11 protein-coding genes are annotated in these 12,570 nt (G+C 48.6%); 8 read left to right on the top strand and 3 right to left on the bottom strand.

The genetic code is table 11. The features are described 5' to 3' along the window. Positions 1 to 43: 43 nt before the first annotated feature. Genes ACDJ59_RS24860 through ACDJ59_RS24845 form a run of 4 tightly spaced genes read left to right on the top strand, consistent with a single transcriptional unit; the run spans position 44 to position 7,298 of the window. Positions 44 to 2,356, top strand: coding sequence for a glycoside hydrolase family 3 N-terminal domain-containing protein (locus ACDJ59_RS24860; protein ID WP_413406530.1), 2,313 nt, complete (start codon positions 44 to 46; stop codon positions 2,354 to 2,356). Beyond that, on the top strand, positions 2,353 to 5,499 hold the full coding sequence (locus ACDJ59_RS24855) for an alpha-mannosidase (protein ID WP_413406528.1): 3,147 nt from the start codon (positions 2,353 to 2,355) through the stop codon (positions 5,497 to 5,499). Before ACDJ59_RS24860 ends, ACDJ59_RS24855 begins: the two co-directional genes overlap by 4 nt. A gap of 38 nt (positions 5,500 to 5,537) precedes the next feature. After that, the gene (locus tag ACDJ59_RS24850; RefSeq protein WP_413406526.1) at positions 5,538 to 6,413 is read left to right on the top strand and encodes a sugar phosphate isomerase/epimerase family protein; all 876 of its coding nucleotides are present in this window, start codon (positions 5,538 to 5,540) and stop codon (positions 6,411 to 6,413) included. A gap of 12 nt (positions 6,414 to 6,425) precedes the next feature. Beyond that, positions 6,426 to 7,298 carry a sugar phosphate isomerase/epimerase family protein gene (locus ACDJ59_RS24845; protein WP_413406524.1) on the top strand — a complete coding sequence of 291 codons (873 nt, stop codon included), beginning with the start codon at positions 6,426 to 6,428 and terminating at the stop codon, positions 7,296 to 7,298. A gap of 48 nt (positions 7,299 to 7,346) precedes the next feature. On the opposite strand, the gene ACDJ59_RS24840 is transcribed toward ACDJ59_RS24845, so the two are convergent. After that, the gene (locus ACDJ59_RS24840) at positions 7,347 to 8,108 is read right to left on the bottom strand and encodes a MerR family transcriptional regulator (RefSeq protein WP_413406522.1); all 762 of its coding nucleotides are present in this window, start codon (positions 8,106 to 8,108) and stop codon (positions 7,347 to 7,349) included. A 17-nt stretch (positions 8,109 to 8,125) separates the two neighbouring features. Then, a complete protein-coding gene (locus tag ACDJ59_RS24835; RefSeq protein WP_413406520.1) occupies positions 8,126 to 9,001 on the bottom strand; it encodes a type II CAAX prenyl endopeptidase Rce1 family protein in 876 nt (291 codons plus the stop codon). A 177-nt stretch (positions 9,002 to 9,178) separates the two neighbouring features. On the opposite strand from ACDJ59_RS24835, the gene ACDJ59_RS24830 reads away from it, so the two are divergent. From ACDJ59_RS24830 to ACDJ59_RS24820, 3 genes are all read left to right on the top strand, one after another. After that, complete coding sequence (locus ACDJ59_RS24830) at positions 9,179 to 9,406, top strand: hypothetical protein (RefSeq protein ID WP_017691180.1); 228 nt, start codon at positions 9,179 to 9,181, stop codon at positions 9,404 to 9,406. Positions 9,407 to 9,485: 79 nt separating this feature from the next. Then, positions 9,486 to 10,046, top strand: coding sequence for a hypothetical protein (locus tag ACDJ59_RS24825; protein WP_413406518.1), 561 nt, complete (start codon positions 9,486 to 9,488; stop codon positions 10,044 to 10,046). Between the two features lie 167 nt (positions 10,047 to 10,213). Continuing rightward, positions 10,214 to 10,642, top strand: coding sequence for a VOC family protein (locus tag ACDJ59_RS24820; RefSeq protein WP_413406516.1), 429 nt, complete (start codon positions 10,214 to 10,216; stop codon positions 10,640 to 10,642). Between the two features lie 102 nt (positions 10,643 to 10,744). Here ACDJ59_RS24820 and ACDJ59_RS24815 read toward each other — a convergent pair whose 3' ends face one another. Further along, positions 10,745 to 11,599: a hypothetical protein gene (locus ACDJ59_RS24815; protein WP_413406514.1), complete on the bottom strand. Its 855-nt coding sequence runs from the start codon at positions 11,597 to 11,599 to the stop codon at positions 10,745 to 10,747. Between the two features lie 416 nt (positions 11,600 to 12,015). On the opposite strand from ACDJ59_RS24815, the gene ytxJ reads away from it, so the two are divergent. Beyond that, entirely contained in the window at positions 12,016 to 12,555 is a 540-nt protein-coding gene (ytxJ, locus tag ACDJ59_RS24810; protein WP_413406512.1) for a bacillithiol system redox-active protein YtxJ, read from the top strand. Positions 12,556 to 12,570 lie beyond the last annotated feature (15 nt).

Raw genomic sequence — 12,570 nt, 5'->3', positions numbered from 1 at the left:
GCACGCGCCTAACTAATTCCGAACGCATAAGGAGAATGTGCATATGGACTATAAAGATGCTTCGCTTCCCATTCAGGAGCGGGTTCAGGATCTGATCGGACGGATGACAACGGCAGAGAAGATTGGACAACTCATTCAGCCGATGGGATGGAAGACGTATGATAAAGCAGCTGATGGTACAGTACAGGTGACGGAAGAGTTCAAAGCGGACATGGAACAGGGTGGTGTCGGTTCTCTGTATGGTGTGCTTCGGGCCGATCCATGGACCGAAGTGACGCTGGAAACGGGGCTGACCCCACGGCAGGGAGCCGTTGCCACAAATGTCATTCAGCAGTATGCCATGGAGCATTCTCGACTGGGCATTCCCATTTTGTTCGGAGAAGAGTGTTCCCATGGGCATATGGCGATTGGGGCAACCGTATTTCCGGTACCGTTAACGGTGGGCAGCACGTGGAATATGGAGTTATACCGCAAGATGTGCGAAGCCATCGCTGTGGAAACCCGGAGTCAGGGGGGAGCGGCAACGTATTCCCCGGTGCTTGATGTCGTACGTGACCCGAGATGGGGGCGGACGGAGGAATGTTTTGCCGAAGATCCATACCTAATCGGTGAATTTGCAGTAGAAGCCATGAAGGGACTACAGGGTGATCGGCTCGATTCCAACCAGACAATTGTGGCGACACTTAAGCATTTTGCGGCTTATGGCAGCTCGGAGGGTGGTCGCAATGCAGCACCTGTGCATATGGGATTACGTGAATTACATGAAATAGACCTGTTGCCGTTCAAAAAGGCAGTGGAAGCCGGGGCTTGCTCCGTGATGACCGCTTATAACGAGATTGATGGCGTACCTTGCACGTCCAGTACGTATCTGCTGAATGACCTTCTGCGTGAGCAGTGGGGTTTTGATGGATTCGTGATTACTGATTTTGGCGCCATTCAGATGTTGGTCCATGGACATAACACCGCCGAGAACGGGGAGCAAGCAGTAGCACAGTCCCTTCGAGCAGGGGTAGACATGGAGATGTCCGGGTACATGTATCGCAAACATCTCGCTCAGGCGCTTGAGCAGGGATTGATCGAAGAGAAGGATCTGGACTTGGCTGTGTGGCGGGTGCTGGAGATGAAATTCAGACTCGGGTTATTTGAAAAGCCTTTCGTTGATCCAGAGTTTGCAGAACAGGTCATCGGATGTGAAGACCATACTCAGCTGGCGAGGGAAGTTGCACAAGAGGGGATTGTTTTACTGAAAAATGAGGGAAATACTCTTCCGCTTGCCAAAACAGGTACAAAGCTAGCTGTCATTGGTCCGAACGCGAACCATATTTATAACCAGCTTGGGGACTATACCTCGCCACAGCCGAGAGAACAGATCGTCACCGTACTGGATGGCATTACGCGCAAGCTTGGCGCGGATTCGGGTCAAGTGCTTTACGCACCCGGCTGCCGGATTAAGGGCGATTCCAAAGAGGGATTTGCGCAAGCGCTCGCCTGTGCGGAACAGGCCGATGCCATCGTGATGGTGATGGGTGGCTCCAGCGCTCGCGATTTTGGTGAAGGTACGATCGATTTGCGGACAGGTGCTTCAGTGGTGACCGATGATCCATGGAACGACATGGAGTGTGGCGAGGGCATTGACCGGGCTTCCCTGAATCTCATGGGTGTTCAATTGGAGCTGGTGCAGGAATTACATAAGCTCGGGAAACCCGTTATCGTGGTGTATATTAACGGCCGCCCCATTGCTGAACCTTGGATTGATGAACATGTCCATGCCATTGTGGAAGCGTGGTACCCCGGACAGGAAGGTGGTAACGCGATTGCGGATATTCTGTTTGGCGATGTGAATCCATCGGGGCGCCTTACGGTTTCTATTCCCAAGCATGTTGGGCAACTTCCGGTCTACTATCATGCCAAACGTACTCGTGGCAAGCGGTATCTGGAGATGGATCTGGCGCCGCAGTATCCGTTTGGATATGGACTGAGCTACACCGAATTCAAATACGAGAACGTAAGGGTTATACCGGATGTGATCGGCCCGGACGATGAAGCACAGGTGATGGTTGAAGTCACGAATACCGGAGCGGTATCGGGAAGCGAGGTTGTGCAGTTGTACATCACGGATGTGTCGGCTTCGGTTACGCGGGCTGAAATGTCACTTAAGGGTTTTCGTAAAATCCATCTGGAACCAGGACAGACCCAGACCGTTACATTCCCTGTGCAAAAAGAACATCTCGCACTGATCGACTCCCGTCTCCAGTCTGTCGTAGAACCGGGTGAATTCAGGCTCATGGTTGGCCGCAATTCTATGGATTGGACCGCCTGCAGTCTGCACATTCAGAAGGTGGGGGTGGAGGTATGATTCGAATTCAGCGATTCATCGAAGATCTGAAACAGCGGCAATGGCTGGATACGATCGAGCTTCCAGCGTGGGAGATGCAGAGGGCCAGATACATTCGGCCAGGGGAATACGAGTACGAACAGGCAGAAGTAAATGAAGATGAGCAGGAAGACAAGGCCATGCAAAACTTGAATCCGCTGAACAGCGTACATGGAACGACGTATTTTCTGAGCAAACGTGTGGAGATTCCGGCGGAATGGCAGGATCAGGCTGTTGGGCTGATCTTCGAGGCTGGAGGAGAAGGGCTGCTGAAGGTGAATGGTATGCCTTATCACGGGCTGGATCGAAATCACGGATTCGTACCTCTTCCGAGAAGTCGGGTTGGCAATACGCTGCAGTTGGAGATTGAACTCTACGATCCAATTCCAGAGCCGCATGATCCACTCAACCGACAAGCTGTTATTCAGCCACCTATTCAGGGCATTCGGGCAGCATTGGTTCATGTTAATCAGCCACTGCAGAGCCTGATGTACAGCGTTACGGTACTCGCCGAGTCGCTCCGGGCATATAACGAGAAGGAGCCCAAGCGGATGGCACTTGTTCAGGCTATTCATCAGGTGATGGATAACATGTACAATGACCCGGAACGCTGGAGTGATACAGCCTGGATACAGAACTTCGAATATGTATTAGCACAGTCGGTACAGCAGGAAGATCCAGAGGAATATCGAAGTGGCTTCATGCATCTGGTTGGACAATCCCACATTGATATAGCCTGGCTGTGGCCTGTACGTGAGACGGTTCGCAAGTCCAGTCGCACGTTCTCGACCATGTGCACCTTGATGGACACGTACCCGGATTTTGTGTATTCCCAGAGCCAGCCGCAGTTGTATGCCTTCGTGAAGGACCATTACCCGGAGTTGTATGAGCGAGTAAAAGCACGCATTGCTGAAGGACGCTGGGAGCTGGTCGGAGGCATGTGGGTGGAGCCGGATCTGAATATTCCGAGTGGTGAGTCGTTGGTTCGGCAGATTCTGTATGGGCAGAACTTCTACCAGGCGGAGTTTGGTAAACGCTCCAACATCGAGTGGCTGCCAGATACCTTTGGTTACTGTGCTTCTTTACCGCAGATGCTGAAGCTCGCGAATATTCCTTATTTTATGACCACGAAGCTGAATTGGAATGACACCAATGCGTTTCCGTATGACCTCTTCGACTGGGTAGGCATAGATGGTACTTCAGTGCTTGCGTATCTGAATCATGGAGTGAATGAGCATACGCGTCCCAAAGATGTGGATGAACATTGGCAATCATTTAAACAAAAGGATGTGCACCCTGAGCAAATGTTGCTTTATGGACATGGCGATGGTGGTGGCGGCGTGACGAATGAGATGGTGGAGTTTGCGGAGCGATCCCATTTGATGGTGGGGCAGCCGATCAGCAAATTCAGCACAGCAGGCGCTTTTTTTGAAGACATATCGATTAATAAACCGACGTTGCCGAAATGGCACGGGGACTTGTACCTGGAGCTGCATCGCGGAACCTATACGACCCATGCAAGGAACAAACGTAGCAACCGTAAGGCAGAGGTATTATATCGGGAAGCGGAGATCTGGGGGCAATTTGCCGGGACTTACGCCACACACACGAAGAATGATCTGGATGAAGGCTGGAAGTTGATTATGCTCAACCAATTCCATGATATTATTCCGGGAACGTCGATTCCTGAAGTATACGTAACGTCCACCGAGGAGTACGCGAAGGTATTTGCATTAGGTACATCCGCACTGCGGGAAACGCTGGATAGCCTTGCGGAGAACATTGCAACAGATGAAGTTGATGGTCTCCCCTACATTATATTCAACAGCCTTGGCTGGGAACGTGGAGAGAATATCACCATTACAGGGGATGCCCACCTCGCCGGGATGGCAGCATTCGATCGTCAAGGAAACCGTCTGGCTAATGATCTGGAACAAAAGGAAGACAAGTATACGCTGCTCGTGTATGTTCCATCGATTCCTGCTTTTGGGTATACAACCATATGGCTGCGCGAGGCATCGGATGTTATCCTTCCATTAAGGGAAGAAGAATCTTTCCCTTCCACGTGGGAAACTGAATTTTACACGCTTGAGTTTAATGACTTGGGAGAGATCACTCGATGGTATGACAAAACGGTAGGACGTGACTGGCTGAAGCCTGGTGATCGGGCGAATGAGTGGCAGTTTTTCCACGACAAACCGACGTACTGGGATGCATGGGATATCGATCCACGATTTGAATCCCAGCGAGCTGGTGCGGTGCAGTTGATCTCCAGAGAGATTGTACAGCGCGGGGCTACGCGAGATGTACTACGCTTTGTCTGGAAGTTGAATCAATCGGAGATCAGTCAGGATATCATTTTGCATCGTTACCAGCGGCGTGTTGATTTCCGTACAAAAGTGAACTGGAATGAGAGCCATAAACTGCTCAAGGTGACATTTCCGGTGGACCTGGTGGCAGCCAAAGCGGCTTATGAAATTCCGTTTGGAGCGTTGGAGCGTCCAACTCATAACAACACCAGTTGGGAGCAGGCGCAGTTCGAGGTCTGTGGACATCGTTGGGCGGATATCTCGGAGGGCAACAGCGGTGTGAGTTTGCTGAATGATTGCAAGTACGGGTATGACATCAAGGATCGGACGATCCGCCTGTCTCTGCTTCGTGCTCCGAAATGGCCGGATGAACATGCCGATCAAGGCGATCATGAATTCACGTATTCGATCCTGCCCCACCAGGGCGATTGGCGACAAGCTGCCGTCGTTCGCCGGGCGATGGAGCTGAATCATCCGGTGGAGGTTGTGACAGCGAGTCATTCTTCGGGTCAATTGCCAGCCGAACACGCTTGGGTTCAGTTCCACAGTGAGCATGTCATTCTGGATGCAATTAAGCCCGCAGAAGACGGCTCTGGAACGGTGTTACGTTTCTACGAATCATCAGGAGGTCGGGAAACGGTGCAGGTTCAGTGGGCTGAAAAGGAAATCAAAGCGTCCATCATTAATTTGCTGGAGGATGAGATCCATCCGTTGGCTTGTTCAAACGGCACAATCGAATTGACATTCAAACCGTATGAGATCAAGTCGGTGAAACTTGTTGATGTCAGTAATGAGTCGAACCTTACATTTACATGAGAACGTAGAGTTACTCACTCAATCACAGGAGGTATGACATGAAATTAACGAATAAGATCGGTGTCATCGTGGATAGCTTTGGCGTAGGTGTACGGGAAGGGTTGAACAAAGCCAAAGACGTAGGTGCAGAAGGTGTGCAGATCTACGCCGTCAAGGGGGAGATGGACCCTGAAAATTTGTCGCCTGCGGCGCGCAAGGAGCTGAAAAGTTACATTGATTCTCTGGGTCTTGAAATTTCAGCATTGGTTGGCGATCTGGGTGGACATGGTTTTCAAGTCAAGGCAGATAATCCGTGGAAAGTGGAGAAGTCGAAGCGGATCGTGGATCTGGCCCTCGATCTGGGTACCAACATCGTCACAACACATATCGGCATTGTTCCACACGACCCTTCATCGGAAGTCTACGCTACGCTGCATGCTGCTTGTGAGGAGTTGGGCCAATACGCCAAAAGTGCTGGTGCATACTTTGCCATTGAGACAGGACCGGAAACGGCTACTGACTTAAAAGAATTCCTGGATACACTGTCCACCAACGGAGTATCAGTGAATTTTGACCCGGCGAATATGGTGATGGTGACTGGAGATGATCCGGCGCAGGGCGTTCGTCTGCTCAAGGATTACATCGTACATACCCATGTGAAGGATGGTGTGCGGCTGAAGGAAGTTGACCCACGAGACGTATACGGAGCGGTCGGTTATGCCCCTATGGATCACGATAAGATAGCCGAAATGGTCTCTTCCGGAACGTTCTTCCGTGAGGTGCCGCTGGGCGAAGGTGGCGTTGATTTTGACGGATACTTTGCAGCGCTTCAGGAGATTGGTTACACCGGTTATCTGACGATTGAACGTGAGGTTGGGCATCAACCGGAGCAGGACATTCGCAAAGCGGTTCAATTTATCCAACAATATCGATAGGGAGCTGAGCAGATGAAAGTGGGCCTGAGCACGTATAGTTTGTTGAACGATTTGAATTCGGGTGAGATGACGGTGCTGGATGTGATCGACTGGATTGCGGCGAACGGCGGCGAGCATATGGAAATGGTGCCTTACGGTTACACTGTTGAGGATAATCACGATCTGGCGGATGCGATTCGGGAACGGGCAGCGTCTGCGGGTATTGAACTGTCCAACTACTCCATGCCAGCGAATTTCGTGCAGGAGACGGAAGAGGCGTTTGAAGAGGAGATGGCCAGGGTCAAAAGACATGTGGATGTCGTACACCAGATGGGTGTAAAACATCTGCGTCATGACGTCACGGCGTTTACCCTGCCAAAGGAGAAGATGACCATCACCTGGTTCGAGGAACATCTGCCGCTGATGGTGCGGGGAAGCCAGATTATTGCGGACTATGCCGCGCAGTTTGACATCACGACAACCATTGAAAATCACGGCTTCAGCGTGCAGGCGAGTGATCGGGTGCAGCGTGTTCTGCATGCTGTAGATCGTCCGAACTTCAAAACAACACTCGATATTGGCAACTTCATGTGCGTGGATGAGAAACCGATCATCGGTGTCATGAAAAATCTGCCGTACGCTTCTCTGGTCCACTTCAAAGATTTCTACTTCCGTCCTTATGATGAGCATCCGGGTGAGGGTGAATGGTTTACGACAGCCTACGGTAACTTCCTGCGTGGGGCCATCGTTGGACAAGGAGACATTCCAATTCGTAAAATTGTAAAGCTAATCAAAGACTCCGGCTATGATGGCAACATTACGGTGGAGTTCGAAGGCATGGAGGAATGCAAATCCGCATCCAAAATCGCCATGGACAACCTGCGCCGCTTCTGGGAAGAGGCGTAACAAAGCATAACGAGGGAATGGATCAAGGGCCACTTTTCGAAGTGGCTCTTATTGTTGATCATCAGGATTCTGGACTGTCCATCGGTCCAGGATCATTTCGATGTAACGCATGGTATCCGTTGTCATACCATATACACGAGCTGACTGATCATCCTCTGGGGCGATATAATCCCAATATTTTTCTGCCAATTCTGCATTCCCTTGAAAAGCCCTTTCAGCATAATCAGAGATTCGGATGGCCAGTAACCGTGAGGCTTCGGAATCCGGAGGTTCCATCTTGCATGTATGAACATCTTTAAGAATATCAGCCCATTCCATGGATATTGAATTGTTCTGATTATTCAGAGGTAACGATTCCATTTCTTCAGGTGTGAAAACATCTTGACGTAACCTGCCCGGAGGCTGATCCAGCTCACGGATGAAACCCAACATCTCATCCAGACTGATTGTACCGGAGGCTCTGATGGCATATAGGGTTGAAAAAAGAAGATGCTCGACCTTGCTTAATCTCTCCTGCTGCTCCTTGACGACGTTCAGTTGTTGTTCCAACGTATTATTCCATAAAGTAAGGGTGCTCTCTGGTTCGGAGCGAGCAGCATCCTGATCGAGGAATTCTCCAATCTCATTCAATTTAAAATGCATTTTCTTCAGAATGGTAATCTGCTGAAGCCGTAAAATATCCTTTTCACCATATAAGCGATACTGATTGATCTCGTTACGGGCCGGTCGCAGTAAACCCAGCTTCTCATAATAATGAAGTGTTCGGATGGATACTCCGGTATGTTTGGATAGTTGTCCAACGGTATACAACAGGCAGATCCCCCCCCTCATGATTTATGTATTCTCCACCAGCGCCATGCATTGAGCACCGCCAGAATGATCCCACCGACGAAGATTATCATCATATACAAAATGAATATTTCGGCTAACCCGTTATCTTGTGCGGTATAGCTTAACAATGCCGGTCTATCACCTGGCATAACAACGAATCGGGCTACTTCCAGGTAAGCGACATGAAATCCGATGGAGGCCCATAAAGATCCGGTCAAACTGCGCAGAAGCTGTAACGTAATACCATAGGTCAAGAGCAGGACCATATAATCTAAGGTTATCCGGTTTCCGGCATCCATACCGACGAGCTCTTGCAATAGGCTGACACTCATCGGAATCAGCAGAAAGAGTATGATTTGAGTTACATAAGCGAAAAACGCAGGAAGTCGCAGTCTGAAGCGTAATCCATCATAGACCATGCCTCGCATGGATAGTTCCTCTGGCAAAGCTTCGTACAAGAAAGCAATACAACTATTAAGTGCAACAGCAAGCAAGAACTCGGCTGAGAAGTGCCACTCCGTAATCGTAATCCAGTTGTTCATACTAGCTATCGCCAACCCGATGAAGGCCAGAGAAGTGGCAAATAATGCGCCAAAGAGCAAGTGAATTATGCTTTTTCCTGTCAGAGGAAGAAGAACGGACTTCATATGGAAGTGTCTTCGAATGACGAATAATACGGGTAAGACGATACTAATAATGACAACAGCTTGGGTGAGATGAACCATCCATTCAGCAGCACCAATAGTGCTGACCAACTCCCCTGCGAGTGTAGCAAAAAACAGACCCAATGTCATCGTCAACCAACTCATTCCAATAATGGCTATTCCACTACTGCGTCGTTTCTTGGTTACATGTTCAGGTGACATACTCATGCTAATCCCCTCCTGAAGCCAGTATAAACCCTCGAGTTAACGTCAGGGTCAAGCAGGAAATATGCCTATCAGAATATGGTTCTGCGCAAGGATTAAGTTACGAGCAGCACAAGTGTGGTATACTGGATATATTCAGCCTGATAATAACTGGCTATGGATAGGAGATGTCACTGATCTATGCAGGTATTCGAGGACTGGAATCAGAAAGTAAAGAGGACGTTTAATGCTACGAACCCCGAGGTAGTATTGACGGTATCGGAAGCTGGAAGTTTGCTTGGTTTGACCAAAGACCAGATGAAACTGTACGTGGACAAGAACAAACTAACGAAGGTCCCGATCATGAGAAGTGTTCACCGATACCTCTTATTGAAAAGTGAAATAGATAACATCGTTCAAGCTCGATAACTTCATAGGATTGAACACAACCATTTTACCGATAGGATTCGGGAGAGTGGTCTTTTTTTTATCGGAAAGGGGACAGAACGTGCTGAATAAAGTGTCAGGTTGGTTCTATCAGCGGGTGAATTGGAAATGGGTTGTAGCTGCGATTGTTGTTTTTGCCTGTTTTATTGCATTTATTCTGCCCTGGCAGGCGGCAAAGTCGGAGGAAGCCACAGGTGGTGGGCAGTCCCCGGATTCATCGTTTCTGTACACGGCGGATGATCTTTATCAGATGGCTGAGCAGTATGGAGAAGCAGGGCGAAGCGCCTATATTCAGGCACGGTTCACATTTGATCTCATATGGCCGTTGGCCTATCTGTTCCTCTTGGTGGTTCTGTTATCGATACTCTATCGCGTGCTTCCGGTAAAGAGTCGCTGGCGTTGGGTGAATCTGATTCCGGTCTTAGGTTGGGCTATGGACATGCTTGAAAATATAGGTGCATCCCTGATCATGTATCGTTATCCTGAACGTACGCCTGTGCTTGCTGAACTCACTCCGATATTTACCCTGTTGAAATGGTGCCTGATCTATGCCAGTTTTGCAGCACTGGTTCCGGGTGTTCTGATCGGTGTCCTCTATTATATACGCAGGTGCAAGAAGTAATGGAGAGACGTATGGATTAAAAATATATTGGTGACCCTAATGGTGTAACGATCCACAGAGTAAGTGAGGAAATATACGCTTGTCAAAGGACAACCTGTTCATATATACTCATGTCGCAAGTAGCGTGAATCGTGTAAATTACATGAGCCCAAGGAGATGAAGAACGCATGTCGATCAGCTTGAATGTGTATCTGATAACAGATGGTAATGGACGTGAAGCGGTAGATTTTTATCAAAAGGCATTTGGAGCGGAAGTGCTCGCGCTTCAAACATTTGGCGAAGGTCCATCCGACCCGAATCATCCCATCCCGCCAGAAGCGAAAGACCGTATTATGCATGCTTCTTTGCAGATTGGCAGCTCGGTATTAATGTTGTCCGACACATTTCCAGGTATGCCGTACACCATAGGTAATCATGTTAGTATTACTGTAAACACGGATACTGTGGATGAAGCCAAAGCTATTTTCAGCCAACTGGAAGATGGCGGGGTAGTGGAAATGGCGATACAAGAGACGTTCTGGAGTCCAGCCTACGGCACGGTTGTCGACAAATTCGGCGTACATTTTCAGGTTAATGCTACGCCTGGACAAGCTTAAGAGCGTACTCTTCGCTAATATAGCCTTCAAATGGCAAAAACCTCCGCGGTCTGCTTTGAGCAGTTGTGGAGGTTTTTTGCTTTTTTTTGTAATGACTCGTGATTAGTCTTCCTTCTGAATCTTGGAAGGATTGTTGATTTTATAGGGAACCGGGTTACGTGTCAGCTTCTTCTTGATAATTTTCGCTTCAAACGTGATAACATCGCCCACTTCCAGTTCCTGTTTCTTAACGGTAGCACTGTGGCTTGACCAGGCTTCCCCAACATCGATGACGTCTGGCTCCGTAATGGTAACTGCTTCATAGATGATGATTTCATCGTCATTGTCCGAGAAGTGATTCGGTACGGTGGTGAACTCTTTGACAACGGCACTCATCTTCACTTTACCTTCTGGTAGATCAATCTTGACGCTCTTAGCTTTGCTCGCTGTTTTGGCTTTAGGTTTGGCTTCACTGGCTGCCCCAGACTGAGGTCCAACATACTCCTCTACTAGCCCATCCGGATCACCCTTCAGCCCAGAGGAGAATTCATCTGTGTCCGTATCGTCGGAATCATCCAGATCCGGCGAAATTTCATCCAGGTTAACCAAGGCATCTGGAGTTGGCGTAACATTAGCAGCGACTGGTGCGACTGTAACCGAAGTTGTCGATTCTGTGCTGCGATCTGACCCGGCATTACTTATGCTTCTGGCGCTGTAACTGGATGCTTGCATTTCCTTCAGATAAGACGGGTGAATACAATGCTTTTGACCATTATCCAGTTGAATAACGGCTGCCATGTGATCCACATATCCAATGATGGTGCACGGCATGTTTAATCCGTTTCCTTTATAATAGAACGTTTTGAGTTTGGTCGCTTTACCAGAAAGCAGGCCCCACTCCTGACATTTCTCAATCAGCTCATCTTCGTTATCCAGCGCAATAAAATCCTGCGGTTCAATCATAAACGCGTATGTCATATGGAATTTCCGCCCTTCCAATCCATTCTTCATGTTCATCGTTTCCAAATTACAACCAGTGTATCACAAATGAGCATTTTGCATAAATCGAAACGTTGAAATCTGTACTCGAAGATGAAGATTATCAAAGCCTGCTCGCAGAGGCCTATGCTATAATTTGATCAGAATATAAGGTGGGAAGTTGTTACTATATATGTTGAACTAAAGATTATTTACACAGACACTACGATGACAGAGCAACCTTCCAACCGCTGTTATCCCCAGATTTTTTCGATTCCCTTTTTCTAAAGGAAAATCCGGTGATAAACGCGAACGCTTCGCTTTTTCAGGTTTTTTCTGTCCTCTCCGTTATTGTGTAAATGATTAGTTGAACTTGTATAGCCTTGATATACATATATCAGGAAGGGAAGATTCGTATGGATAAAAAAGTAAATAATCAAGCCGTATGGCTTGCTATAGGTGTTGCCATGGGAGTCAGCATTGGTACGGCTACGCAGCAGCTAGGACTCGGGATTGCTTTTGGCTTGGTGCTTGGCATTGTGATTGGTTCGGTGGTTAGCAAACGTGCAGGGTCAGACTCGGAACATATGCTCAGCGAGCATGTCCGGGAATTGCACAAACCAGGTGACTGGGAAGAGGCGCTTCACCGCTCGCAGGATCATCCGGTGCTTATCCTGAAACACAGCACAACTTGTCCAACCAGTGCGAGAGCGTACAGAGAGTTTATGGCGTTTGTAGGCACCCATGCATCAGATCCCAAACAACCCATGGATTACCGCATCGTCAAAGTGATTGAAAATCGCTCGTTATCCCGTCATATTGCAGAGGAAACAGAGGTTCATCATGAGTCACCACAGGTACTTTTGCTCGATCATGGACAAGTTGTCAAACATACCTCCCATGGCAAAATCACGAAGAAGAGATTATTGCAGTGGGCAGAGAATCCGTTTGGATGAAGGCCATTGAAATCT

Source organism: Paenibacillus amylolyticus, assembly GCF_047302515.1.
In the GTDB taxonomy this organism is placed as follows: domain Bacteria; phylum Bacillota; class Bacilli; order Paenibacillales; family Paenibacillaceae; genus Paenibacillus; species Paenibacillus amylolyticus_G.
Note: the sequence above shows the minus strand (reverse complement) of the source record. Positions and strands in the feature narration are given on the sequence as shown.